21 protein-coding genes and 1 pseudogene are annotated in these 25,467 nt (G+C 29.6%); 7 read left to right on the top strand and 15 right to left on the bottom strand.

The genetic code is table 11. From position 1 onward, the window contains the following. Positions 1-195: 195 nt before the first annotated feature. Positions 196-2,607, bottom strand: a complete 2,412-nt coding sequence (locus ACMFBB_RS02325) for a TonB-dependent receptor domain-containing protein (RefSeq protein ID WP_435262855.1) — start codon at positions 2,605-2,607, stop codon at positions 196-198. 104 nt (positions 2,608-2,711) lie between these two features. Between ACMFBB_RS02325 and ACMFBB_RS02320 the strand changes: the two genes are divergently transcribed. After that, a complete protein-coding gene (locus ACMFBB_RS02320) occupies positions 2,712-3,074 on the top strand; it encodes a CoA-binding protein (RefSeq protein ID WP_435262854.1) in 363 nt (120 codons plus the stop codon). On the opposite strand, the pseudogene ACMFBB_RS02315 reads toward ACMFBB_RS02320, so the two are convergent. The 5 genes and pseudogenes from ACMFBB_RS02315 to pyrR all read right to left on the bottom strand — a co-directional run bounded on the left by ACMFBB_RS02315 (position 3,071) and on the right by pyrR (position 6,221). Further along, positions 3,071-4,013: pseudogene (locus tag ACMFBB_RS02315) on the bottom strand (ribonuclease Z). The gene ACMFBB_RS02320 and the pseudogene ACMFBB_RS02315 sit on opposite strands and share 4 nt — an antisense overlap. 2 nt (positions 4,014-4,015) lie before the next feature. Next, positions 4,016-4,336 carry a T9SS type A sorting domain-containing protein gene (locus ACMFBB_RS02310; protein ID WP_435262853.1) on the bottom strand — a complete coding sequence of 107 codons (321 nt, stop codon included), beginning with the start codon at positions 4,334-4,336 and terminating at the stop codon, positions 4,016-4,018. A gap of 37 nt (positions 4,337-4,373) precedes the next feature. After that, entirely contained in the window at positions 4,374-4,706 is a 333-nt protein-coding gene (locus ACMFBB_RS02305) for a hypothetical protein (RefSeq protein WP_435262852.1), read from the bottom strand. 3 nt (positions 4,707-4,709) lie between these two features. Next, positions 4,710-5,642, bottom strand: coding sequence for an aspartate carbamoyltransferase catalytic subunit (locus ACMFBB_RS02300; RefSeq protein WP_435262851.1), 933 nt, complete (start codon positions 5,640-5,642; stop codon positions 4,710-4,712). Positions 5,643-5,678: 36 nt separating this feature from the next. Continuing rightward, positions 5,679-6,221: a bifunctional pyr operon transcriptional regulator/uracil phosphoribosyltransferase PyrR gene (gene pyrR, locus ACMFBB_RS02295; RefSeq protein ID WP_435262850.1), complete on the bottom strand. Its 543-nt coding sequence runs from the start codon at positions 6,219-6,221 to the stop codon at positions 5,679-5,681. A 147-nt stretch (positions 6,222-6,368) separates the two neighbouring features. Here pyrR and ACMFBB_RS02290 point away from each other — a divergent pair, with 147 nt between their 5' ends. Continuing rightward, positions 6,369-8,261, top strand: a complete 1,893-nt coding sequence (locus ACMFBB_RS02290) for a SulP family inorganic anion transporter (RefSeq protein ID WP_435262849.1) — start codon at positions 6,369-6,371, stop codon at positions 8,259-8,261. Between the two features lie 61 nt (positions 8,262-8,322). Here ACMFBB_RS02290 and ACMFBB_RS02285 read toward each other — a convergent pair whose 3' ends face one another. Next, positions 8,323-9,264, bottom strand: a complete 942-nt coding sequence (locus ACMFBB_RS02285; protein WP_435262848.1) for a hydrogen peroxide-inducible genes activator — start codon at positions 9,262-9,264, stop codon at positions 8,323-8,325. Positions 9,265-9,379: 115 nt separating this feature from the next. On the opposite strand from ACMFBB_RS02285, the gene ACMFBB_RS02280 reads away from it, so the two are divergent. Continuing rightward, positions 9,380-9,850 carry a Dps family protein gene (locus tag ACMFBB_RS02280; protein ID WP_435262847.1) on the top strand — a complete coding sequence of 157 codons (471 nt, stop codon included), beginning with the start codon at positions 9,380-9,382 and terminating at the stop codon, positions 9,848-9,850. A gap of 56 nt (positions 9,851-9,906) precedes the next feature. On the opposite strand, the gene ACMFBB_RS02275 is transcribed toward ACMFBB_RS02280, so the two are convergent. From ACMFBB_RS02275 to ACMFBB_RS02265, 3 genes are all read right to left on the bottom strand, one after another. Beyond that, complete coding sequence (locus tag ACMFBB_RS02275) at positions 9,907-10,932, bottom strand: NAD(P)/FAD-dependent oxidoreductase (RefSeq protein WP_435262846.1); 1,026 nt, start codon at positions 10,930-10,932, stop codon at positions 9,907-9,909. A gap of 2 nt (positions 10,933-10,934) precedes the next feature. Beyond that, a complete protein-coding gene (locus ACMFBB_RS02270; protein WP_435262845.1) occupies positions 10,935-13,358 on the bottom strand; it encodes a LodA/GoxA family CTQ-dependent oxidase in 2,424 nt (807 codons plus the stop codon). A 121-nt stretch (positions 13,359-13,479) separates the two neighbouring features. Beyond that, a complete protein-coding gene (locus ACMFBB_RS02265) occupies positions 13,480-14,253 on the bottom strand; it encodes a sulfite exporter TauE/SafE family protein (protein ID WP_435262844.1) in 774 nt (257 codons plus the stop codon). 116 nt (positions 14,254-14,369) lie between these two features. Here ACMFBB_RS02265 and acs point away from each other — a divergent pair, with 116 nt between their 5' ends. Beyond that, positions 14,370-16,301, top strand: a complete 1,932-nt coding sequence (gene acs / locus ACMFBB_RS02260) for an acetate--CoA ligase (RefSeq protein ID WP_435262843.1) — start codon at positions 14,370-14,372, stop codon at positions 16,299-16,301. Here the strand turns inward: acs and ACMFBB_RS02255 are convergent. The 4 genes from ACMFBB_RS02255 to ACMFBB_RS02240 form a co-directional block, all read right to left on the bottom strand. Then, positions 16,278-16,556 carry an STAS domain-containing protein gene (locus ACMFBB_RS02255; protein ID WP_435262842.1) on the bottom strand — a complete coding sequence of 93 codons (279 nt, stop codon included), beginning with the start codon at positions 16,554-16,556 and terminating at the stop codon, positions 16,278-16,280. The two genes, acs and ACMFBB_RS02255, sit on opposite strands and share 24 nt — an antisense overlap. Before the next feature lie 99 nt (positions 16,557-16,655). Further along, a complete protein-coding gene (locus ACMFBB_RS02250) occupies positions 16,656-17,198 on the bottom strand; it encodes an RsmD family RNA methyltransferase (RefSeq protein ID WP_435262841.1) in 543 nt (180 codons plus the stop codon). Continuing rightward, the gene (locus ACMFBB_RS02245; RefSeq protein ID WP_435262840.1) at positions 17,199-18,029 is read right to left on the bottom strand and encodes a DUF3822 family protein; all 831 of its coding nucleotides are present in this window, start codon (positions 18,027-18,029) and stop codon (positions 17,199-17,201) included. It abuts the gene before it with no gap. After that, positions 18,007-18,741, bottom strand: coding sequence for a hypothetical protein (locus ACMFBB_RS02240; RefSeq protein ID WP_435262839.1), 735 nt, complete (start codon positions 18,739-18,741; stop codon positions 18,007-18,009). The genes ACMFBB_RS02245 and ACMFBB_RS02240 overlap by 23 nt, the downstream gene beginning before the upstream one ends. Positions 18,742-18,844: 103 nt before the next feature. Between ACMFBB_RS02240 and ACMFBB_RS02235 the strand changes: the two genes are divergently transcribed. The 3 genes from ACMFBB_RS02235 (at position 18,845) to ACMFBB_RS02225 (ending at position 23,729) form a co-directional block, all read left to right on the top strand. Continuing rightward, a complete protein-coding gene (locus ACMFBB_RS02235) occupies positions 18,845-20,272 on the top strand; it encodes an ATP-dependent DNA helicase (RefSeq protein WP_435262838.1) in 1,428 nt (475 codons plus the stop codon). A gap of 136 nt (positions 20,273-20,408) precedes the next feature. Continuing rightward, the gene (locus ACMFBB_RS02230; protein ID WP_435262837.1) at positions 20,409-21,104 is read left to right on the top strand and encodes an energy transducer TonB; all 696 of its coding nucleotides are present in this window, start codon (positions 20,409-20,411) and stop codon (positions 21,102-21,104) included. Between the two features lie 129 nt (positions 21,105-21,233). Further along, the gene (locus ACMFBB_RS02225) at positions 21,234-23,729 is read left to right on the top strand and encodes a PIG-L family deacetylase (RefSeq protein WP_435262836.1); all 2,496 of its coding nucleotides are present in this window, start codon (positions 21,234-21,236) and stop codon (positions 23,727-23,729) included. Positions 23,730-23,808: 79 nt separating this feature from the next. Here ACMFBB_RS02225 and ACMFBB_RS02220 read toward each other — a convergent pair whose 3' ends face one another. Then, positions 23,809-25,431, bottom strand: coding sequence for a class I SAM-dependent methyltransferase (locus ACMFBB_RS02220; RefSeq protein ID WP_435262835.1), 1,623 nt, complete (start codon positions 25,429-25,431; stop codon positions 23,809-23,811). Positions 25,432-25,467: the final 36 nt, after the last annotated feature.

The following is a 25,467-nucleotide window of genomic DNA, read 5'->3' as shown; positions in this document are numbered from 1 at the left end:
ATTAACACTAATATAAAAATTTGAAGATATAATGATAATTGATATTTTATCAATTAGCTAATAAAGGATAAGAGGTAAAATTATATAGCCTAGAAGTATATTTTATATACATAAAATACAGGATGCAAGTATAAGAAAAAAACTTCAGATAAATTAATATCTGAAGTTTTTATATATTTATACTAAGTTATTTTATTAAATAAATCCTCCACTACCTTGCTTTTCATTATCGTCCCTTCTTCTTCTTGATTTGGCTTTATTTTTACCTCCTCCAAATCGGTAGTTAAAACCAATATAAGCTGATTGACTTTCCCAATTAAATTGGCCGTTTTGAGTAAATGGTGTTTCAGCATCAAAAGCAAATCTCATACCTTTAAAAATATCATTAACTCTAAGTGTTAAATTTCCTTTACCTTTTAATACTCTTAAGCTTGCTCCAGTATTAAGCATCCACATAGATTTACTATTAAATTGTATTCCATCTTGACCTCCACGATACATAGCAAATAATTGAAAACGTAAGTTCTTTGTTGCTGTAAAACTGTTACTAATTCTTGAATTGAATACATTTGTTTTTACATCAGTTATTCTTTCATCAGCTTCCTTGTAGTTCACAATACCTTTTTGAGATTGAGAATAAAAGTCTAAACTAGCATTTGCTCTCCACCATTTTGCAATTCTATAATTTGCAGAAAATTCCAAACCATAAGCATCGTTATCAGGAAAGTTAATGAACGATAAAATTTGCTTTATTTTAGGAACATTAGTGTCTAATGGGTCTTTATAGGTTAATCTAGATATGTTATCATTTATTTTTCTATAAAAAGTTCCAAAAGTTAGAGAACCTCCTTTTATTCTTCGTGTATAATTAACTTCAAAAGAGTTTGTAAATTGAGGACGAAGTGTTGGTTCTCCTATTGATGTTATTAAAGGAGTGCTCCATTCTCTAATAGGGTTTAATTGCCCAATACCTGGACGGTCAACTCTTCTACTATAGCTCAATTGAAACTGATTTTTATCTGATGGGTTATAGGTGAAAAAGGCTGATGGGTATACAGTGAAAATATCATCTGTAATCATAGCCGTTGAAGTTCCGTTTACAAAATTTCCTTCTATTTCATATTGCTCTAAACGAGCTCCTACTTGCATTGTTATCTTATTAAACTTATGGCTATAAGTTATATATGAAGAAAAAATATTTCTATCATAACTAAAAGAAGAGTTGTTTAGGTTTTCTTGATCTGTAATAATGCTATTAGAGGTTTTGTTTATTCTAACTTCAGCACCTAATTCAAGTTTACCATTTTTTGAAACAGGATTCGTATAATCTAAATTAAGTAAGGTGTTTTCTCTATTGTTAGTAACACTATTATTATAGTTTAAAGACTTGTCACTAGGGTTAATTAGTTCATTAAATTCAGCAACTTCTGGTGATTTTGAATTAGAAAAGTTAGCTTCAAATTCAATATTATGATCTTTCTTGTCAAAATCTAATTTATAGTTAAAATTATAAGCACTAGAATTACTTTCAGATTCAGATATAGTAGGAGCGTTAGTAAGTAAAACTCCATTATTTCTTACTATAGTTGATCCAGTAGCTAAACCATCAAACCAATTTTGAGTAGTATAAATTGATAGTGTATTATTATCATTTAAATATATGTCAGCTCCAACTTTTAATAAATGTGATGTATTATCATTATCAAAAACAAAGTTTTGGTTTATATTTTGAGATGAAGTACGGTTAACATAACCATAATTATGTCTTTTTCCTAAACGTGTACCATAGTTAGCAAAAAAATTAACATTACCTGTTTTATAATTCATATCTAACGAACCATTATAACGAACATAATGTCCAGCTTCAACTCCTGTATTTATTGAACCATTAAAGCCCATGTTTGCTTTTTTATTTAAAATTATATTGATAATACCACTCATACCTTCAGGGTTATATTTCGCTGACGGATTGGTGATTAATTCAATACTTTTAATTGAACTTGAAGGAATTTGTTGTAGCAATTGGGCAGCACTAATATTTGTAGGTTTGCCATCAACTAAAACACGAACATTATCATTACCACGAAGGCTAATATTTCCTGTTTGGCTATCAACACTTACTGATTGTACATTATTTAGTAGCTCTGATGCAGTGGCCCCCGCAGATGTTAAATCTTTACCTACATTGATAACTTTTCTATCTACTTTTTGTGTTACGGTAGATGTTTCAGCACGTATTTCAACTTCGTCTAAAGTTGTGGCATCTTCCAATAATGAAATAGTTCCTAAATTAACTTTTTTACGTTTTTTATTAATTGCAATTGGTTTATTAATTGTTTTATATCCGATAAATTGAATTTCAACAAAACTATTACCTTCAGGGATGCTTTTTACACTAAATGCCCCATTTTCATTTGTAATTCCTCCTGTTATTATTTTTTTTGATAGATCCTTGATTATGATATTAACATATGGTAACGGCTCTTTGGTAGTTTTATCAATAATTTTTCCGTAGACAGATCCTGGTTTAGATAAATTACTTTTAGACATTTGAGCATGTGTATTGATACACAGTATGGTTAAAAGTAGTAGTAGTATTTTTTTCATTTTGTTATTTTTGTGTAATTTTGAATTATCTTAATAACTATTAGACTTAGGGTATTACATTTTTGTTACCTTAATTAACTTTATTTAACGTATTATTAACAGGCATGAAAAACACAACTTTAGTCTTAGGTGCTTCTTTAAAAGAAGACAGATATTCAAATAAAGCCATAAAATTACTTGATAGTAAGGGGGTTAATGTAAAAGCAATAGGTAATAGGCAAGGTCGTGTTAATGAAGTTGAAGTTGTTACAGAAAAAATAATGTTTAATGATATAGATACTGTTACATTATATTTAAGTGCCAAGAATCAGGTAATATATTATGATTACATTATCAGTTTAAATGTAAATAGAGTAATTTTTAATCCAGGAACAGAGAATAGTGAGTTGAAAAATTTACTTGAAAAAAACGGTGTTAAAACAGAATTAGCATGCACTCTAGTGTTGCTTTCAACAGGGCAGTACTAATTTAAAACTTCAATAGGAAAAGAGTCAATAGAATAACGTTTTCCAGCCTCTGCCAATTCAACATTTTCAAAAACAGTTTGCGCTTCATTTTTAAAATCATTGATATTATTGTACCTACTTGAATAATGACCAATAATTAATTTACCCACATTTGCTTGATTTGCAATGGATGCAGCTTGTTCAGCTGTAGAATGTTTTGTTTTATCACATAAATCTTCTCTATTCTTCAAAAAAGTAGCTTCATGGTATAATACATCTACACCTTTAATTATAGGTACTATATCAGGTTTATATTCAGTGTCACTACAAAAAGCAAAACTTTTAGGTTTTGAAGGTTCAATGGTTAATTTTAAATTAGGAATTACCTCTCCAGTAGATAAGGTAAAATCTTTGCCAGCTTTTAAATTATGATAGTCACACGTATCAATTTCATCATACTGCTTGATATTTTCAATATGGAGTTTTTTTAATTTAGGCTTTTCAGTAAATAAATAACCATTTGTGTATACTCTGTGGCTAAGAGGTATAGTACGGACAGATACTTTATCATCTTCAAAAATTAATTCACTTTCACTAGATGATAATTCATGAAATATTATATTGTATTTTGTCCATGATTTAGAAAGTTTTAATTGTAATACTGTAACTTCCTTTATTCCTTTACGGACCATAAATGTGTAGATCCTTCTCTCTATTTAAAATACCAAAAGTAGATATTAATCCAATTAATCCAAAAAAATGGTCTCCATGTAAATGAGAAATAAAAATATGATTAATTTTAGAAAACCCTATTTTGTATTTGCGCATTTGGCGTTGAGTACCTTCACCACAATCTATTAAAAAATGTCTATTATTTATTTCTAAATATTGAGACGTTGGGTGAGCATTTACACGGGGGGTGGCTGAGTGACACCCAAGAATGGTAAGGTTTAAACTCATTATTATTTAATAACAAAGCGTTTAGAGATTACTTCTTTATTAGTTTGTATTGCATAGATATACATTCCAGCCTTTAAATCATTACGTCTAAAAGGAAATGAATTTTTACCTTTTTTACCTTTTAACTTTTCACTAAAAACTGTTTTTCCCAAAACATTTTTAACAGTTAATAACACTGGTTGATTATTATTTATGTTGAAAAAAATCGTAGTGTTATTTGTAAAAGGGTTAGGAGATGCTACTAATTTACTAATACTTTTCTGTTGAGAAAAGATAGAAAAAGAAACAAAAAAGAATATAATTAATAGTAATTTTTTCGTCATAAATAATTCATTAAGGGGGTTATGAATAGTTACAAGGTTAAAAACCTAAATCACGTTGAATCTCTTCCATTTCAATAATATCTTCAGCCTCAACTAATGTTGGAACTATATTGAATGATTCTGGAAAATTATCAACATTAACCTCGTTACATATAACAACAAAAGATGTGCCACTTTGTTGATGTAATTCAGCGTATTTCAAAAATACTAAAATATTCTTTTCGGTGAAATTATTTTTAGGAGAAATTTCAATAATTAAATGTTTTTCTTTGAGATTTTTATGATTTTTATCAAAATTTTCAATGAATACATCAAAAGAGGATGCATCGGATGAAATCAAAGTGTAATTATTTTTTTGAGATATATTCATAGGTTACCGTTTTATTTGTTGCGCTAACAAATAAATAACAGCCATTCTAACTGCTACACCGTTTTCTACTTGATTTAAAATAATAGATTGATCACTATCAGCGACATCACTTGTTAATTCTACCCCCCTGTTAATAGGTCCAGGATGCATAATAACAATTTTTTTACCAAGATTATCTAAGATTTCTTTATTGATACCAAATAATTGCGTGTATTCTCTTGTTGAAGGAAAATACTTAATATCCATTCTCTCATGCTGCACACGTAAAACATTAGCAACATCGCACCATTCTAAAGCTTTCTTTAAATTCGTCTCAACTTTGACTCCTAAACTAGAGATATAGCGAGGAATTAAAGTGGTTGGCCCGCATACTTTTACTTCAGCACCTTGTAGTTGTAAGGCAAAAATATTAGATAAAGCCACACGTGAATGTAAAACATCTCCAACAATTACAATTTTTTTACCTTTTAAATTACTATTTAAGGCTTCACGCATAGAAAAACTATCTAATAATGCTTGAGTAGGATGTTCATGAGTACCATCACCAGCGTTAATTATTTTAGCATCTACATGGTTTGATAAGAAAATACCTGCTCCAACATTCGAATGACGCATTACAACAATATCAACTTTCATAGACAATATGTTATTCACAGTGTCTATGAGTGTTTCTCCTTTTTTAACAGATGATTGTCCAGCAGAAAAATTAATTACATCAGCAGATAGTCTTTTCTCCGCTAATTCGAATGATAACTTTGTACGAGTACTGTTTTCAAAAAATAAATTAGCGATTGTAATATCTCTTAATGAAGGTACTTTTTTTATGGGCCTATTTATAACTTCTTTAAAATGAGAGGCAGTTTCAAAAATAATATCTAAATCATTTTTATTTAGGTATTTTATACCTAATAAATGTTCAACACTTAATTGCTTCATTCTAGTGTAATTTTTTTATCATAACTATATCAAGCATTATTGCTTGTTTTCTAGGTAAATGGTATCTTTTTTGTGAGTTTCCTTCCAATGAACTACTACTTTTTCTTCATTGATGGCATCTACTTGTCTACCTCTATAATTAGGTTGAATCGGTAAATGGCGACTAAATCTACGATCTATTAATACAAGTAATTCAATGTTTTCGGGTCTTCCGTAGGATTGAATAGCCGTTAGTGCTGATCTAACGCTTCTACCTGAATACAATACATCGTCAATAAAAACAACATTTTTACCTTCTATAAGAAAGTTAATTTCAGTGGTAGTTGCTTCAAGGGGTTCATCTCTTCTTCGGAAATCATCACGATAAAAAGTTATATCTAATAAACCTAATTGTAAATCGTTTATTCCGTAATCATTCTTTAATAATTTTGCTAAACGTTGCGCTAAGTAGGTTCCTCTTGGTTGAATACCTATTAGTACTGTATTAGAAAAATCGTTATGGTTTTCGATTAACTGACAGGCTAATCGATGCAGAATGATTTCAATTTCTTTTGAGGTAAGTAGTGTTTTTCTGCTCATTGTTGCTACCAATTTTTGTTTGATAGTTTCAATATTCAAAATTAAGACAAAAAAATACGTTGGCAAAATTAAAGTTAATGAAACATAAAAGTAAATCAATAAAATTATCTTTACATTTGCCACCTTTTAGAACAGCCTCGAAATATTATGATGAAATACATTAAAAATAAGAAGATTAAGATAAAAGATGATACGTTAGCTGGTATAACGGTTTCTTTGGCAATGATACCCGAAGTAGTTGCTTTTGCCTTTGTAGCCCAGATTAGCCCTATAGTAGCATTGTTTGGAGCGTTTGTAGTTGGTATAATTTCAGCAATTTTTGGAGGTCGTCCAGGTCTTATTTCTGGAGCAGCTGGTGCTGTGGCTGTTATTTTTGTTCATATGATTCAAGAAGGGCATGCTAAAGGTCTTTTATTTGATTCTCCAGTAGAAAATATGGGATATTTCTATTTGCTAGCTGCTGTTGTTTTAATGGGAGTGATACAAGTTCTCGCTGGCGTTTTCAAACTAGGGAAGTTTGTGAGATTAATACCTCACCCAGTAATGATGGGGTTTGTAAATGGACTTGCGATAGTTATTTTTATGGCTCAGCTAGGAATGTTTAAAGAAAATTCTAAAGATTTATTTGGGCAAAATAAACGTAAAACAGATTCTAAAGAACTTGTGTATACTGTAGTTAATAATGAAGTTAAAGATGTAATGTCTGGTACTGTTTTATATACTATAAAAGAAAAATCTGTAATTAATTTAAAAACAAATAAAGAAGCATTTGTAATATCTGAAGGTCAGGTATTCAATCCTGAAAACAAAAAGGTTGTGTTTAACATTAGCGATACTGGTTTTTATTCTGTAAAAGATAGTGGTGTAGTTAAATCTACTATGCAAGGAGAAAAATTATATACCATGATAGGCTTAGTATTATTAACAATGCTCATTGTGTGGGGGTTGCCTAAAATTACTACCAAAATTCCAGCTGCTTTAACAGCGATATTAATAGTTTCTTTTGTCGTTATTTTTGGAGGAATAAATTCTATTAATGTTGGAGATTTTATTAGAGATGGAGGAGGAGCAGGCTTAAATGGTTTCGATGAATTGTCTAAAAAATTAAATTTATTAGAATTGTGGAGCAATCTTCCTTTTAATTTAGATACATTAAAATTTATAGCGCCTTATTCATTTTTAGCGGCTTCAGTTGGTTTAATAGAAACGCTTATGACAATGAATTTGGTGGATGAGCTAACTGACTCTCGAGGAAATGGAAATAAAGAGTGTGTCGCTCAGGGAGCAGGAAACATGGTAAGTGGTTTGTTTGGGGGAACAGGAGGATGCGGAATGATTGGTCAAACAGTTATTAATATAAATGCAGGAGGTAGAGGAAAACTGTCTGGAGTAACAATGGCTTTAACCTTATTAACATTTATTTTATTTGCTGATAAATATATTGAACAAGTACCTATTGCTGCTTTAGTTGGGGTGATGTTCATGATGGTTATAGAAACTTTTGCGTGGTCTAGTTTTAGAATAATGAATAAGATTCCTAAAACAGATGCGTTTGTTTTAATTATTGTATCTGCTGTAACAGTCTTTTTCGATTTAGCAATAGCTGTTTTTGTAGGGGTTATAATTTCAGCATTGGTTTTTGCATGGGAAAATGCAAGAAAAATTAGAGCAAGAAAGCGAACTAAAGAAGATGGTACTAAAGTTTATGAAATTTGGGGACCATTATTTTTTGGAAGTATAACAGCCTTTAATGAAAAGTTTGATATTAAAAACGATCCAGATAAAGTTGAAATAGATTTTATAGAGTCGCGTGTATCTGATCATTCAGCAATAGAAGCTATTTTTAATTTAGTTGAAAAATATCAAGCTGCAGGTAAAAAAATAATTTTAAAACATTTAAGTGAAGACTGTAAGGTACTAATGTATAAAGCTAGTGATACTTTTCATGATATTATTATAGAAGATATTGATGACCCGCGTTATCATTTGGCTGAAAACCCTGAGAAGTTTCCGAAGCCACTGTCTGAGTATAAATTTTAAAAAGTACAAAAAAACCATTTTATATTTAAAATGGTTTTTTTGTACTTTTTAAAATAAATCTTTATCCTTTTTGTAAAGGACTAATAATTTCTACATCACTAAAGGCAATTGCACCTCTAATAACACTATCTATCGTGCTTTTTAAGGCTTCAATAAGTTGCATTTTCAACTGAGATTTGTGATATAGTAAACTTACCTCACGGGCTGGAGGTGGTGTTTCAAACTCACGTAAGTGCTTTTTATCTTGCTCATGTAAATCTAACGTATTTAAGTAAGGTAAAAGGGTCATACCTAAACCATCTTTAGAAAGTTTAATAAGGGTGTCAAAGCTTCCACTCTCAAGTTGGAATTGCAAATTTCTATTCTTTTTATTTGTTCTACATAAATTAATAACACTGTCTTTAAAGCAATGCCCATCCTCAAGTAATAAAATATCATCTACTTCAAGTTCATCCACTTTAATTTTATTTTGACTAAAAAGTTTGTGTTCTTCCGGAACTAAGCCAACAAATGGTTCGTAGTATAATACACGTTCTTTTATAGCTTCATTTTCAAGAGGAGTAGCAGCTAAGGCAGCATCAATATGACCGTCAGTTAATTTACGTACAATTTCTTCTGTTGTAAGTTCTTCAATGATTAATTGAACTTTCGGATAATTTCGATTAAAAGTTTTAAGGAACATAGGTAATAATGTAGGCATTATTGTAGGTATGATTCCTAATTTAAATTCTCCACCAACATAGCCTTTTTGTTGATGTACAATATCAATAATTCTATTACTTTCATCGACAATTACTTTGGCTTGTTCAATAATTTTTTTTCCAACTTCTGTTAATTCAATGGGTTTTTTTGATCTATTAAAAATTTTTGCATCTAATTCGTCTTCTAATTTTTGAATTTGCATACTTAAAGTTGGTTGTGTAACAAAGCAATGTTCAGCAGCAACTGTGAAATTTTTATATTCAGCAACAGCTAATGTATATTTTAGTTGAGTAATAGTCATTCTATAATATTTTTTGATAAAGATATTAAAACAATCAATTGAATTTATGGTTTTACTCATTAAAATTGTAATAATTTTGAACTAGCTAAAAATAGCGACACAAAATCAATAAGATATGGAAATTACGATATTAGGATTAGATAAAAAAAAGACAGAAAATTTAGTAGAAGAATTAAATGTTTTATTAGCAAATTTTCAAATATACTATCAAAATGTAAGAGGGTTGCACTGGAATATTAAAGGAAAAAACTTTTTTGAATTGCATGTTAAATTTGAGGAATTTTATACTGATGCACAGGAAAAAGTAGATTTAATTGCTGAACGTATTTTAACTTTACAAGGAGTGCCTTTACATACTTTTAAAGATTATAGTAGTTTAGCTAAGGTTCCTGTAGGAAAAAATATTTATGAAGACGTCAAAGCTGTTGAATTAATAGTTGAGTCATTATCTGAATTGTTAAAAATTGAGAGAAGTATTTTAGATTTATCAGATGAAGCAGACGATGAAGGAACAAATTCTATGATGAGTGATTTTATTTCAGAGCAAGAAAAAACATTATGGATGATGAATGCTTGGTTAGGCTAAGTCGTTCATTTTTTAAGGGGAGAAAGAGACAACATGAATTTGTTGTCTTTTTTATTTTAAGTATATAGTTTTTCTTTTATGTTAAAGTATTCATTATAAATAGCATGTATTGTTTCTTGGTATTTATTAAAAGAAGTTGTATCGTTTTTAGTAATTATATCATTAATACTTTCACTTGCTTTTAAAGAGCAAAATATAGCATTAGATATTCCATGTGAAGAAATAGGATCAAAAGCCATGGCTGCATCACCAATAGCTAACCAATTATCACCCACAGTTTTTTGAGGAATAGAAGAGTTGGCTAGTCTTCCAGTAACTTTAAAGTGACCAGTAGGTAAATGTTTTTTTAAAATTTGAGTATTAATTAATATTTCGTGCCATTTTGTAAAAGATTTTAATTCTTTATAAAATTTATCATTTTTTGAGGAGTAAAGGGTCATGATTCTTGTAGTTTCATTTAAATCAGAGATTGTACCCCAACCATTTTCAAAAGTTTCAGTAAAAAAACCATATTTGAGTGATTCGTTAGTTTTTGGTAAATAACATATAAAAGCAATGTTAGCATCATAGGAAACTATCGGTATTTTTAAGAAATTTAAAATAGCTCGATTTCGTCCACTAGCATCAATAATTAATTTACTATCAATACTGTATTTAGCATCATTTAATTGAACGGATGTAGTTGTTGATGTAATACTTTTTAGATGGTTATAGTTTATTATCCTTGATTTTACTTTTTTCTCTAGTTCTGAAATAACCTTTCTTTTGTTTAATTTTAATCCATATTTAAAAGGGTTATGTGTAAAGAAATCTTCAGTATGAAATATATCATTCCATAGTGACTGGTAGCCATATGTTTTGTTGGCACATTTTTCAAATAGAGTAAGTAAGCCAATGTTTTTTAAAGTATTAAGTGTAGATGGTGGTATGGTTTCAGCAAGAATAGTAGCTGATGTATTTACTTCTTTATTCAAGATTATACACTCAATACCTTTTTTTTCTAGTAAATAACATAAAATGAGTCCTGAGACTCCCTTTCCAACGATAAGTACTTTTGTTTTTAAGTGTGTCTCAGGATTCATAATTACTTAATGATAAGGTATAAATTTGTAGCTGATTCATATCCGCCACATTTATCAATATAACTCACTTCAATAGTAACAAAGTTATTACTATATGGTTTTAAGTTTTCTGTAATATCCATTGGAGGAAGTGGTGTTATTTTACCACTACACCCATTACTAAAATCTTGATTTATTACGACGTTTCCATTAATTTTAAGTTCTAAAACATCGTCTACAGAAACATCACCTGTGCCATCTTTAGTAGATGATAAAAATAATTCTTTGTCTGAAGGAAGCCATACCATTTCTCTTATATTTGAATAAAAAATAGTTGGAGGCTTTAAGGTTACAGGTCTGTTAGTTATTTCTTTACCTAAAAATATAACTAGTTTATCTTTAACATTTTTACTGTCTGAAGCTACATAAACTATTTCAGGAATTCCATTTACATTAGCATTCCGTCCTGCAACTACGCCTACATTTTTCCATTTATAAACCATATTAATTAAGCCATTCAAATAACCTCCTTCAGCATGGTAGCCAACATAACCTGTATCACTTGTCATTAACCAAGGAACCCTATTTGCATAAATGTATTGTTTAGTTTCATCTCCTAAAGTTGTGTCTTGCATTTTAACCAAACTTTCTTCGGTTAATACATCAACTGGTAAATTAGCAGCCCACCATGCAGGTATTGGGTATTGACTATCTAGAAAAACTTTTTGGCAACTACCAGCATCAGATTGCCATGGAATCCCCATCCATTTAGTTAAATCTCCCGGTGTTGTTTTCCATAACCAGTTTTCTTTATTTGATGGGTTTAAAGAAGCTTTTATATCATCTGAATTCATTTGAAACCCAAAATCATTATAGAAGATCTCAGATTGTTCACTTTTTGTAGCTGTAGCAATGCGTATTTCACGTAGGCCAAAGAAAGAAGCCCCATCTGTAACATTTTTAAAGGTTAAATTATTTGCTGAATACATTTGTTTATGACGCATTGGCCAAGTAAGTTCTACTCCAGGGTGGAAGCCACCTCCATACAAAGTTTCTAAAACAGCTCGTGTCATTAATAAAGCACTTTTTGTCTCGTCTTTTGAAGCCTGTATGTATATATTCTGATAATAATGACCTATTTCATCCATAGTGGTGAACTCAGTATCTAAGCTTTCAAAATTTCCATCTCTCCAACTTTCAAGTTGCTGATATAAAATAGGGGGTATTGCAAACCACTGTGCAGGACTTCCAGGATAATTAATTCCATCACCTGGATAAAAAGGATATTTTAATTCTTCTGTTCCACTACCAATATTTGTAATATCAGTTGTACTTTTACTTGGTATAACTGGCTCGTTGGAGTATGCATAAGCCGGGTTTCTAAATAAATTGAATATTTTTTCCCTTATCGGTTGAGCTTCCTCTGAGTTATTATACAAACATTTAAATTCTTTAGTAGTTAATTGATGTATAACTTCTCTAAATGATGGGGCTAAGAAATCACTTGCATTTACCCATTGCATTCTATATAATCTATACAATACAGGGAAAACTAAACTGAAATCTGTAGTATATGTATCATTTGATGCACCACAAATAAGGTCATACATTGTAGCTAATGGTTGTATTTGTGGAGCATAATCTGGAGGAGCAGTAGCTATCCATGCAGCTGATTTAGTATCGTTTACTTCGTAAGTTTTTCCATCTATTGTTACTTTTGCAGTAATTCTTCCGTCACAAATATCATCATACCAATTAGAATTATCAGCAAAATCAGTATTTAAGTCTGACGGATTTAAAGCTGCAGAAACACCATCCCCTGGATAGAATATTAAAGTTCCATTATCATGTTCAACTGTCCCTAAATTTACACTTTTAACTTCCGTGTGCATTGCTTTTGCAATTTTGCTTTTTCCTTCAGGGTTTAAAGGAAAAGGGAATTGTCCTCCAATTTTTTGTTTTTGATTATTTGCGGATACACTAACAGGTGCTGGACGATTAACTAACTCTTTTCTATAATTTTGGCCATCAGAGTTTATTAACTTTTGATCTAATACATTAGGGTTTCTTCGTGAAGTGCTAATTCCAGGAGCTATTTTGTTGGTATAAAACGAAGAACTTAAATTTTCATTATCTGTATTTACTGAAAGATCTAAACTATTATTAAAATCATACCAAAATGGTTTTTTATTAGCTACTTCTACTGTCCATTCAACTTGACTAATATTAGCGTCTAATTTACGGATAGGAATACCTTGATCGTCACACTCATAAATATAAAAGCGTTGCGCTTGTTTTTTTAAAGCACCATCAATGGTATGGTATTCTTTTCCAGTTTCATATAAATTAGCCCAAGGAACCTCAGGACTAAAAACGACATCTTCTTTTGTTACAGGACCATTACCCATTCGAGCAATTCCTATTGATGGATAAATCTTAAAATTCATAAAAGTTTATTTTATATAGTTAGTAAATTATATATATAAAACTATAAATAGAAAGATTAGTAATTTAGAAAATATCCATAAACGTGTTCTTTTAAAGAACAAGAGCGAGATTATTAAGAATTTAAATATTAAGTAAAATACGTAAACTTACAAGAGCAATTAGTATGGCGGTGGCTTTTTTTAATTGAATAGGAGTAAGTAGTTTATTACTTAGTCTATTACCAATTTGCCCACCAATAAATACAATAATAAGAAGAATAGAGGTAAGATTCCAGTTAATTGACAAAGTAGGGTTTGTAAATTGACCTATTAAGCCACTAATTGAATTAACTAAAATAAATAAACTTGCTGCAGCAGCGATCTTTTTGGGAGTTTCCCAATTTGTTAAATGAAGTAAGGGAGCCAAAAAGATACCTCCGCCAATCCCTACCATACCAGAAATAAAACCTATAGAACCTCCATATAACGCATTTTGCGGTAGTTTTAATTCTCTTGAATCACCTTCTGTTGAGACATTTATTTTTGAAACCCACATAGTAATAGACGCAAAAAACAGAGTAAACCCCAATAGTACAAAGAAGAATGTTTGTTCAATACGTAGGTAACCTCCTAAAAAGGCAAGAGGTATACTAAAAATAACTAAAGGAACAACTTTTGTCCAATTGTACTGTTTTTGTTTTTTGAAAATTAGAACATTACCTGTAACTACAATAATATTACATAACAATGCTGTAGCTCTAATTTGTGTAAAAGCAATACTTGTTAAAGCTAAAACAGCTAAATAACTAGAGCCTCCTCCAAAACCCACAGATGAATATAGAATAGCAATACTAAAAAATAATAGGACTATGTGCCAATTTTCGAGTATAGTTTTAAAAACAATTGAAAGTTCCATATAAATCAAATATATATATTTATAAGTCATCTTATGTTGTTAGTAGAAAAAATATAAAAACTATTTAAAAAAAATGGTAGATTAGTTTTTTATTAAAAACATAAAAGATTTTATAGATGAGTAATTATCACATAAAACATTTAGAAGAATATTATCAAGTTTATAGAAAATCAATTAGAAATCCTGAATTATTTTGGGAGGAAATAGCTGAAGAACATTTTGTTTGGAGAAAAAAATGGGATAACGTATTGAGCTATGACTTTTCAAAACCAGAAGTTAAATGGTTTGAAGGAGCAAAATTAAATATAACGGAGAATTGTATTGATAGACACCTTCAAATTAGAGGAGGAAAGACTGCTATTTTATTTGAACCTAATAATCCAAATGAAAAAGCTGTTCATATAACCTATAATGATTTACATAAACGTGTATGTAAATTTGCAAATGTATTGAAAAATAATGGAATAGGTAAAGGAGATAGAGTATGTATTTATTTACCAATGATTCCTGAATTAGCTGTTTCAGTTTTAGCTTGTGCTAGAATAGGAGCTGTTCATTCTGTAGTTTTTGCAGGGTTTTCATCCACAGCATTGTCTACAAGAATAAACGATTGTGAAGCTAAAATGATAATTACAGCTGACGGATCATATAGAGGGTCAAAAACGATTGACTTAAAGGGGATCGTAGATGAGGCACTAGAAAATAGTCAATGTATTGATTCAGTTTTAGTCGTAAAAAGAATAGCTACAGATATTCACATGAAAGAAGGAAGAGATAAATGGTTACAGCCTTTATTAGATAATGCTTCTGATGAATGTAATCCTGAAATAATGGATGCAGAAGACCCATTATTTATTTTATATACTTCGGGTTCAACAGGAAGTCCAAAAGGAATGTTACATACTACTGCAGGGTACATGGTATATACTGCTTATACTTTTAAAAATGTTTTTAATTATAGAGAAGATGATGTATACTGGTGTACAGCTGATATTGGTTGGATAACAGGTCATAGCTATATAGTATATGGTCCTTTAGCAAATGGAGCAACAACAGTAATGTTTGAAGGGGTTCCTAGCTATCCAGATTTTGGTCGTTTTTGGCAAATAGTAGAAAAACATAAAGTGAACCAATTTTATACTGCTCCTACCGCTATTAGAGCTTTGGCTAAAGAAAAATTAGAGTATGTCGATTCATATGATTTGTCGTCTATAAAAGTTTTAGGAACTGTAGGTGAACCTATAAATGAGGAAGCATGGCATTGGTACAATGATAATGTAGGTAAAAAGAAGAGCCCGATTGTTGATACTTGGTGGCAAACAGAAACAGGTGGAATGATGATTTCACCAATACCATATGCTACCCCAACGAAACCTACGTATGCCACTTTACCACTTCCTGGAGTTCAATTAGCTTTAATTGATGAAAAAGGAGAGGAGATTCAAGGTAATCAAGTAGATGGTCGTTTATGTGTTAAGTTTCCTTGGCCGTCAATGGCTAGAACAATATGGGGAAATCATCAGCGATACAAAGATACTTATTTTTCGGCCTTTGAAAATAAATATTTTACTGGTGATGGTGCTTTACGAGATGAAGTAGGTTATTACCGTATAACAGGTAGAGTAGATGATGTCATTATAGTGTCTGGACATAATTTAGGAACAGCACCTATTGAAGATGCTATTAACGAGCATCCAGCTGTAGCTGAAAGCGCCATTGTAGGGTTCCCTCATGATATAAAAGGAAGTGCATTGTATGGTTATGTTATTTTGAAAGAAACCGGAGAGGGAAGAAATCATGATAACTTACGAAAAGAAATTAACCAAATAATCACTGAACATATTGGACCCATTGCCAAATTAGATAAAATTCAATTTACTATGGGACTACCTAAAACACGATCAGGGAAAATAATGCGACGAATTTTGCGAAAAATTGCCCATAATGAGTTAGACAATTTAGGTGATGTTTCTACATTATTAAATCCAGAAATTGTACAAAACATAATAGAAAATAGATTAAAACTAAATAATGTTTCTATAATCTAATTCATCATAAAAATCTTTAGCACCGAAACCTTGAATACGAATAGCTTTATTGCTTTTTGAGGTTTTGGTGTATAGGTTAATCAGTGAATTAACAGTAAAAGTATCAATTTCAGTAACTTCGTTGATATCTAATACAATATTGTTATTATTTTTCAGAAAAGTTTTAATAGCTATTTTTAAACCACTAAAAGTTTTAAAGTTTAAATTACCTTTAAGATGAAAGTAGTTTTGTTTATTGGTTATTTGCAAACTCATAATTAAAAATTTTGGTAAAAATAATTATGAATAGTATTTAATTTATTTTCTTTTCGTTCAAATGTATGTTCTTGTTGTTGAATGGAAGCGATAATTATTTTATTCTTTTATTTCAAAAAAACTAAAAACATTTCCTCCATAACGTTTTTCATAGCTAAAGAATGGATGGTTAGAGAGCGTAGTATGTTTTGAATGTTCAATGACTAAAAGTCCCTCATTTTTTAAAATATTTTTTTCAAAAACAGTGTTAGCAATTTTTAAAAACTCTTCTTCTTTGAAGTTATATGGAGGGTCAGCAAAAATAACATCAGCCTTTAAAGGGGTTTTTTCTAAAAATTTGTAAACATCGCTCTTTAAGGTGTTTATATTTAAATCAAGATCTTTTGATGTTTGATTTATAAATTTAATACAATTAAAATGAGCATCAACAGCATAAATTTCTTCAGTCCCTCTAGAAGCAAATTCATAACTTATATTTCCGGTTCCAGAAAATAAATCTATTACAGATATACTATCAAAATAATATAAGTTATTTAAAATATTAAATAATGATTCTTTAGCCATATCTGTTGTTGGACGAACAGGTAGGTTTTTAGGAGCAGAAATTCGCTTGCTTTTATGTTTACCAGAAATTATACGCATTTATGAAAGTAAAATATAGTTTGAATGGTTTGAGAAATCGTCATCTTCATTAAAAAAACAAGTAGAGCTTTTAATAAAGTTAATATTTCTAATATAGGTATAGGCTATTTTATATAATTCTGAATCTGTTTCTATTTTACCTAAAAAGGTTAATTGAAACTCTTCAGGATTCATTTCTAATTGTTCTGCAGTGAATAATATATAATAGATAAAATCCTCTTTGCATGAATAAGAAAAAGAGTTGTATAAAATTAGTTTTTCATTTTCAATAACCACTAAATCCATTAAATTAGGAGCAACATTGACAAAAAAACTTGTTTTTATTGAAGAGTTTTTTACTGTAGCTGATAGTTTATCTATAAGCACAGATGCATGATGCTTGTATTCAAATTCTCCAAAATTTTGAAATAAATAATTATTAATGTTTACGTATGGAATATAAACAGTATTAGCGTTAATAGACGATAAATTATCATATGTTATAAAATCAGTAGCTAATGTTTTAATAGTATATTTTAAATAAGGAACTAAATTATTTCTATCAAAAAAATCATTAGGAACAATAGTAGCCAAATTATTTTGATGTATAGCAGATACTGTTTTAAAATCTTGTTGTAAATCTTTATCATTAGAAAAAATATACATTATTTTTTCTAGTAATAACTCAGGTGAAGCAATAGTTTTTTCAAAAACATATTCTGAGAAAACATTTAACTCTTTCATTGTTAAATCTGTAATACAAAAAGAAAATCCATCCAAACTAAATTGGATGGATAGATTTTTATTTTGCGCAATTGCGCTAAATTTTTTACTCTTTTTTTGCAGCTGCATTCGCTTTGTCATAAAATGGAGGCCAGTTACCACCAGTAGTTACTTCTGTTAAAGAACCAACAGATACATATGGGCCTTTTACTTGATCTGTTTCAATAGCTTCAAGTTCAATTTTAACTAAAGAACTGTTAAGTCCAGCTAATACTGGTTTTTTGTCAATTTTAGCTTCGAAAACAGGAACAAATAAACCAGGAACTTTTTCAATTTTATCTGTAGCTAATTCAAACTGTTTGTCAGTACCAGGTACATTGAACATGTTTTGGAAATCTTTTCCTTTAAAATGTTTTAAAACTGGCTCATAATCGATTGTGTCAACTACTTTTTCAGAAACTTTAACTTTAATTCCACCACCTCTATCAACTTCTTTTTCAATATTTTTTGTTTCAGTAATAGCTAAAGAATCACTTTGTATAAAGTTAATTAACACATTTTTATCTTTAGCATAAATACCTTTAGCTTCTTTATATTTTACTTGAGCGTCACGTATTAATTTCAAACTTTTAATAACTTTAGCGTAACGAACCTTTTTATCCTTATCAAATTTTATTGGCTCCATAATTCCACCGTAAATTTTATAACCTAAAAAGATAGTGGCAACCAGTAATAATATAGAAACTAACCATCTCATTTTTAGAGGTACAAATTTAACAATAAGCACAGCCAAAAGAAACGCAACAATAACTGCTGCTAAAATTATTAATAATAAATTCATTTTTTTAATTTTTAATATATGATATTCGCAAATCTACAATTTTTTTTCAATGAAGAAAATTTTTAACTATAAATAGATATATCTTTGAAAATTATTTTATTTTATGATAGTATCTGCACACAAATTTTACACTGAAATTTTACAAAAGTTTCCTTACAAACCAACCTACAAACAAGATAAATTATTAAATGAATTAACTAATTTTATTTTTGACGATAATGAAAATGCTCTTTTTGTTTTAAAAGGATATGCGGGTACTGGAAAAACAACAACAATAAGTACAGTTGTAAATAATTTATGGAAGGCTGGAAAAAAAGCTGTTTTGTTGGCTCCAACTGGAAGAGCGGCTAAGGTAATATCAGGATATTCAGGTAAACAAGCATATACGATTCATAAAAAAATATATTTCCCAAAAAAACAAAGTAATGGGGGAGTAAGTTTTGTAATGCAACCAAACAAGCATACAAATACTATTTTTATAGTTGATGAGTCTTCTATGATTTCTGATGAAAAACAAAATGCTAAGCTATTTGAAAACGGTTCTTTACTTGATGATTTAATGTCATATGTTTATTCAGGAAAAAATTGTAAAATTGTTTTCATAGGAGATACTGCTCAATTACCTCCAGTAAAATTAACAATGAGTCCAGCTTTAGAGGCAGATAAATTATCATTTGAGTTTAATAAAGAAGTTACTGAAATTGAATTAGATGAAGTTGTTCGCCAACAAGAAGATTCAGGAATATTATACAATGCTACTGATTTAAGATTGTTAATTGAAAATGAAGCTATTGATTTTCAGTTTGATGTAAGTTTTCCTGATATTGTACGTTTAGAAGATGGCTATGATATTCAAGATGCAATTACTTCAGCTTATGATGGTGAAATTGGTGTTGAAGATACGGCTATTATTGTACGTTCCAATAAAAGAGCAAATCAATATAATGACCAAATAAGAACTAAAATTAGAGGACAAGAAAATGAAATATCTACAGGTGATTATGTTATGGTCGTTAAAAATAATTACTTCTGGTTAAAAGATTCCTCGTCTGCTGGCTTTATTGCAAATGGTGACATTTGTGAAGTTATGCGAATTAATTCTATAAAAGAGTTATATGGGTTTAAGTTTGCTGAAGTTGAAGTACGTATGATTGATTATCCTGATATGAAACCTTTTGAAACTGTATTATTGTTAGATACTTTAACTAGTGAAAGCCCTTCTTTAACTTATGAAGAGTCAAATAAATTATATGAGGCAGTTAAAGAAGATTTTGCTGATGAGAAATCAAAATACAAGCAATTTATAGGGGTTAAAAAAAATAAATATTTTAATGCACTACAAGTGAAATTTTCTTATGCTATGACTTGTCATAAATCTCAAGGTGGACAATGGAAAACTATTTTTATAGAACAACCTTATCTTCCTGATGGGGCAAGTATTGAGTATTTGCGTTGGTTGTACACTGCAGTAACACGAGCGCAAGAAAAATTATACTTAATAGGTTTTAAAGATGAGTGTTTTGTGGATTAAAGAGGCTCTTTAAAATATTATTCTATCTTTTAGAATTCATTACTTATTTTATTGTAAATGTGACTAATAATAAAAATTAGTGTCATATATATTAGAAATCCATTACTAATAACGTATAAAATAAATAAGATTCATAATGAAAAAAATACTATTAATTGTTATTCTACTAATTTTTCAGCAAAGCTTTACTCAGCAAGTATGTTTGAATACTGAAAAGGCTGATTATGAAGATGGTAATAGCATATCAATTAATAAGTGTAACATTAAGAATACTTCAAAAAAAAATGTAACGAATAATAAAACTTTACGTGTTAATAAATACCGATATCTAAAAAAACGATTGAAGAAAAATGGTTTTATTAAAACACAAGATTTGCATAAAAAAACAACTAAAGTAGGTGAAGTATTTGAGTATTCTGAAATTAAATTAGTCAAAGAAAAAGTAAATACAATGATTTCTTTGATAGATAAAGAAGAAAATATTAAAGTTGTAGCATTTAATGAAGTTACAGAAATACCTAATTTTGTTAAATGTAAGATGGAAAATGAGGAATGTTTTAATGAAAGTATGAAATTACATATTGAAAAGAATTTTTCATACCCTAAAGAAGCAATAAAAAAAGGGATTGAAGGCGATTTGTTCATCTCTTTTGTAATAGGTTGTGATGGTAATGTAGAGAATATTAAAGTTTCTTCATCTAAAGAAATGACTATTCTTAATAATGAAGCTATTAGAATTGTATCGCTCTTACCAAAATTTAATCCAGGGAAACAAAATGGTCATGTAACTGCTGTATCCTATAGTTTTCCTATGAACTTCAGATTAAATTAAGTCACTAATAAAAGAATCAAAAATTATTAACTGTATAAACTAATGAATTCAAAATGTTAGCATTTTGTTAATTTGTTAAATTCGACATACAAAAAAGCTACATTTGTTATTCAATTCAAAATAGTAAGAATGAGGAATAAAGCAACTGTTTTTCTTTTCTTTTTATTGATTTCAACATCTATAAAAGCGCAAAAACCACAAAAGTTATCTTCTAATCAGATATACGAAAAATTACAAAAGTTAAACTTTTTAGGATCAGCATTATATATTGCAGCTCATCCAGATGATGAAAATACTAGATTAATTGCTTATTTAGCAAACCATGAAAAGGCGAGAACTGCATATTTATCATTAACAAGAGGAGATGGTGGACAAAATTTAATTGGATCAGAAATACGTGAGTTGTTAGGTGTAATTCGTACTCAAGAATTGTTAGCAGCAAGAAGAATTGATGGAGGAGAACAACGTTTTTCAAGAGCTAACGATTTTGGATACTCTAAACATCCAGATGAAACTTTAAAAATATGGAATAAAGATAAGGTTTTAGCGGATGTTGTTTGGGCGATAAGAACTTTTAAACCAGATGTTATTATAAATAGGTTTAATCATAGAACTCCAGGAACTACTCACGGGCATCATACTTCATCAGCAATGTTAAGTGTTGAGGCTTTTGAATTAGCTGGAGATAAAACTAAATACCCCGAACAGTTGAAATATACAGATGTGTGGAATCCAAACCGATTATTTTTTAATACATCTTGGTGGTTTTATGGAAGTCAAAAAAAGTTTGCTGAAGCAGATAAAAGTAAAATGTTAAGTTTTGATATTGGAACTTATTATCCATTAAAGGGATTGTCAAATAATGAGTTGGCATCTATTGCAAGTAGTCAACATTTATGTCAAGGTTTTGGACGTTTAACAACTCGTGGAAGTCAAACAGAGTATGTAGAGTTTTTAAAAGGGGATTTCCCAAAAGATAAAAAAGATATTTTTTCTGGTATTAATACAACATGGAACCGTATTGAAGGAGGAGGAGAAGTAGGTGAAATTTTATATAGTTTAGAAGATAATTTTGATTTTGTAAACCCTGCTAAACATCTACCAAATTTAATAAGAGCTTATGCCAAGGTTCAGTTGCTTCAAGATGAACATTGGAAACGAATTAAAACTAAACAATTAGAGGAAATTATTATAGCTTGTTCTGGTTTATATATCGAAGCCTCTGCTACTAGTTCAAGTTCAACACCTAATAGTACTATTGATGTTAGTTTTGAAGTTTTGAATAGAAGTAATGTTTCAATGGAGTTACTTTCAGTTGAATTTATTTCTAGTGGTAAAAAAATTACTAAAGAAATAAGGTTGAATTCAAACGTAAAAAGAAATTTCAAAGAAGTTATGGCAATAGGTGATTTACCATATTCATCTCCTTATTGGTTAAATTCTGAATGGAACTTAGGTATGTATAAGGTACCAAATCAAAAAGAAAGAGGGACTCCAGAAACTAAAAGGCCTGTTGAAATTAAATATAACCTTAGTATTGATAACAAACTAATTTCTTTTATTAAGCCTTTAATTTTTAGATATTCTAAAAGAGATAAAGGAGAAATTTATGAGCCTTTTGAAATTTTACCAAAAGTAACTACAAAGCTAAAAGATAAAGTATTAATTTTTTCAACTAGTGAAACACAGAAAGTTTCTGTAGAAGTAAGAGCAGGAGGAAAAAATACAAACGGATTTTTAAGTTTAAAAGCTCCAGATGGTTGGGAAGTGATACCTAATAAGGTACCTTTTTCTATAGAGCAAAAAGGAGATGTAAGGACAATAGATTTTATGGTTAAACCTACTCAAGAAGAGTCAAATGGGTGGATAAAATCAGTAGCTGAGATTAACGGTAAAATTTATGATAAAGAGTTGGTAGAGATTAATTATGACCATATTCCAAAACAATCTGTATTGTTAGCTTCTCAAGCCAAAGTTGTTCGTATGAATATTAAAAAACAAGGTACGAAGATAGGTTATATTCATGGTTCTGGAGATGCAGTACCAGAAAGTTTACGTCAAATAGGGTATACTGTATCTGAGATAAACCCTGCTGAGATAAACGATAAAAATTTGCTGGAATTTAATGCGATTGTAATAGGTATTAGGGCCTATAATACAAAGAAAGAGTTACAGTTTAAACAAAAGTATATATTGGATTATGTTAATAAAGGAGGGAATTTAATTGTACAGTATAATACTAATAGGAGGGTAGATATTAAGGCTCCATATGAGTTGCAGTTGTCAAGAGATAGAGTTACTGATGAACATGCAAATGTTGATTTAATAGCAAAAGAGCATTTGGTTTTGAATTACCCAAATAAAATAACTAAATCAGACTTCGAAAATTGGGTACAAGAAAGAGGTTTATACTTCCCTAATAAATGGAGTAAAGAATATACTCCAATACTTTCAATGAATGATAAAGGAGAATCTATTAAGAAGGGGAGTTTATTGGTAGCAAGATACGGTAAAGGGAATTATATTTATACAGGTTTAAGTTTTTTTAGAGAACTACCTGCTGGGGTTCCTGGAGCATATAAGTTGTTCGCTAACTTACTGTCTTTAAAAAAGAATGAAATATAAATCAAGAAAACCTCGAAATTTATTTCGAGGTTTTTTACAATTTAAATATCAAGTTTATAAAGTTATGTTTTTAATTCAATTATAATAGCTTTGACTTGAAAAGATTAATAGAAACTGTAGCTAAATCTGAATTAGGGAACTTACTAAAAGACTCCTCTTCAGGTATTAATCCAATATCTTTTAAAGCATTCATGTATTCTTCAATTTCTATTATATATTGATCAGAGTATCCATGAGTAGCATCATAGGCAGTGGCTGCTGTTTTTCCCAAATTTTGACTTACTAATTCTGGTTTTGAGGTGTGAAGCTCAATTATAAGTAAACCAAATTTATAAATATAAGGACTCCATTTTGTGAAGTGTTGTTTTAGTGATTCAATTACTAAATTATTGTTTAAACGTTTACCTCTATGAACATAAGCACCAGTTGAAGTGCTAATAGGAATGTTATTGCTTAGTTCAGGTTCTTCCCATATGCGATTATGGTCTAAAAATGTACGAACGTTTAACAAATCAGATAAGTTGATGTTGTATTTTTGTTTTAGGTCTTCTGACATGGCTTTAGGGTTTCCAATATCTCCCCAAATTACTTTGGCCCAAATATCTGCTTGCACTAAATTTTTTCTAGTAATTTTTAATGCAGCCTCGTTATAATCAACTCCAATCAAGAGTAATGGATATTCTTCTAAAATTTTACCTCTGCTTGTTTGATTTTCAATTACATTAAAAAGGTGTTTTAAAAACGCTCCATTACCACAACCAACATCTAAAATACCTTTTGGCTGTTCATGTATAGGCTTGTTAAATAAATTGATAATAATTTCATCAACAACTCTAAAATATGCTGCATGTGCACCGCCACTTCCCCATACGTTCATTTCTCGGTCTACATGAATTTCATCAGCTTTAGTAGTAGAAGTTCTTAAAATAGTGGAGTCTTCAAAAATAAGTTTATCTAGCTTTCTTAAAGTTGGAATGTAAGACACTGTTACACCATATGCACTTGCTCTACGTGCAAAAAATAGCCCTTTATTAGTAAATTCATACGAGTCTCCAGTTTTCATGAACCAATCTAAACCTGAAAGTATATCTAAAAGACGTCCAAAGTTTTCAGCATCTTTATGAAACTCTTCAGCTTTAAATTTTGTTTGCATAAAATATTTATGGAACATGCCGCTCATTCCTAATAGTACAACTGTAGGACCAATAATTATTCCTTCAATATGTTTTAAAATTTGATTTAATATTTCATTTTCTTCTGAATTAGGAGAAGCAGAAACAGTAAAATTATTTTTAAAGCTTAGATATAGTCTTTCTAATTTTAAAAACGGTTCAGTTTCAAATTTTTTAGAGTTATAATTTTTTGAAAGCTTAAGTAATAAATAAGCTTCATTGTAAATATCAAAATATGAAAAAGCGATAGAAGATTGTTCGTTTATTTCAAAACGAACAGTATTGTTGGCGTTATCTACTTGTTGATTTAACCAACCTTGTGAGCATAAAGTACGTAAAGCTACATTTAAATAGCCATCGTTAGCTTTAAAAGCTGTTGTTATTTCAGTTAAGCTAACAGATTTTTTGTTTAATAAATACTCAGTAATACCTTTTTCTTTTAATACATATGCTGCAGGACATGTCACAATTCCGTCTAAATGACGAAATAAACTACTTCTATGCATTGATTTTTCTTTATTAGTCAACATTAGCTAAACTTTCTCCATTAAATATACTTATTTTTA

Origin of the sequence: Tenacibaculum sp. nBUS_03, from assembly GCF_051201695.1 — a bacterium.
In the GTDB taxonomy this organism is placed as follows: domain Bacteria; phylum Bacteroidota; class Bacteroidia; order Flavobacteriales; family Flavobacteriaceae; genus Polaribacter.
This window is presented reverse-complemented; position numbering and strand designations above follow the sequence as displayed.

What these genes read in the sequence shown, in the direction of transcription:
- ACMFBB_RS02325 (WP_435262855.1), bottom strand. Translation starts at nt 2,607, where the DNA reads ATGAAAAAAATACTACTACTACTTTTAACCATACTGTGTATCAATACA.
- ACMFBB_RS02320 (WP_435262854.1), top strand. Translation starts at nt 2,712, where the DNA reads ATGAAAAACACAACTTTAGTCTTAGGTGCTTCTTTAAAAGAAGACAGA.
- ACMFBB_RS02310 (WP_435262853.1), bottom strand. Translation starts at nt 4,336, where the DNA reads ATGACGAAAAAATTACTATTAATTATATTCTTTTTTGTTTCTTTTTCT.
- ACMFBB_RS02305 (WP_435262852.1), bottom strand. Translation starts at nt 4,706, where the DNA reads ATGAATATATCTCAAAAAAATAATTACACTTTGATTTCATCCGATGCA.
- ACMFBB_RS02300 (WP_435262851.1), bottom strand. Translation starts at nt 5,642, where the DNA reads ATGAAGCAATTAAGTGTTGAACATTTATTAGGTATAAAATACCTAAAT.
- pyrR (WP_435262850.1), bottom strand. Translation starts at nt 6,221, where the DNA reads ATGAGCAGAAAAACACTACTTACCTCAAAAGAAATTGAAATCATTCTG.
- ACMFBB_RS02290 (WP_435262849.1), top strand. Translation starts at nt 6,369, where the DNA reads ATGATGAAATACATTAAAAATAAGAAGATTAAGATAAAAGATGATACG.
- ACMFBB_RS02285 (WP_435262848.1), bottom strand. Translation starts at nt 9,264, where the DNA reads ATGACTATTACTCAACTAAAATATACATTAGCTGTTGCTGAATATAAA.
- ACMFBB_RS02280 (WP_435262847.1), top strand. Translation starts at nt 9,380, where the DNA reads ATGGAAATTACGATATTAGGATTAGATAAAAAAAAGACAGAAAATTTA.
- ACMFBB_RS02275 (WP_435262846.1), bottom strand. Translation starts at nt 10,932, where the DNA reads ATGAATCCTGAGACACACTTAAAAACAAAAGTACTTATCGTTGGAAAG.
- ACMFBB_RS02270 (WP_435262845.1), bottom strand. Translation starts at nt 13,358, where the DNA reads ATGAATTTTAAGATTTATCCATCAATAGGAATTGCTCGAATGGGTAAT.
- ACMFBB_RS02265 (WP_435262844.1), bottom strand. Translation starts at nt 14,253, where the DNA reads ATGGAACTTTCAATTGTTTTTAAAACTATACTCGAAAATTGGCACATA.
- acs (WP_435262843.1), top strand. Translation starts at nt 14,370, where the DNA reads ATGAGTAATTATCACATAAAACATTTAGAAGAATATTATCAAGTTTAT.
- ACMFBB_RS02255 (WP_435262842.1), bottom strand. Translation starts at nt 16,556, where the DNA reads ATGAGTTTGCAAATAACCAATAAACAAAACTACTTTCATCTTAAAGGT.
- ACMFBB_RS02250 (WP_435262841.1), bottom strand. Translation starts at nt 17,198, where the DNA reads ATGCGTATAATTTCTGGTAAACATAAAAGCAAGCGAATTTCTGCTCCT.
- ACMFBB_RS02245 (WP_435262840.1), bottom strand. Translation starts at nt 18,029, where the DNA reads ATGCAGCTGCAAAAAAAGAGTAAAAAATTTAGCGCAATTGCGCAAAAT.
- ACMFBB_RS02240 (WP_435262839.1), bottom strand. Translation starts at nt 18,741, where the DNA reads ATGAATTTATTATTAATAATTTTAGCAGCAGTTATTGTTGCGTTTCTT.
- ACMFBB_RS02235 (WP_435262838.1), top strand. Translation starts at nt 18,845, where the DNA reads ATGATAGTATCTGCACACAAATTTTACACTGAAATTTTACAAAAGTTT.
- ACMFBB_RS02230 (WP_435262837.1), top strand. Translation starts at nt 20,409, where the DNA reads ATGAAAAAAATACTATTAATTGTTATTCTACTAATTTTTCAGCAAAGC.
- ACMFBB_RS02225 (WP_435262836.1), top strand. Translation starts at nt 21,234, where the DNA reads ATGAGGAATAAAGCAACTGTTTTTCTTTTCTTTTTATTGATTTCAACA.
- ACMFBB_RS02220 (WP_435262835.1), bottom strand. Translation starts at nt 25,431, where the DNA reads ATGTTGACTAATAAAGAAAAATCAATGCATAGAAGTAGTTTATTTCGT.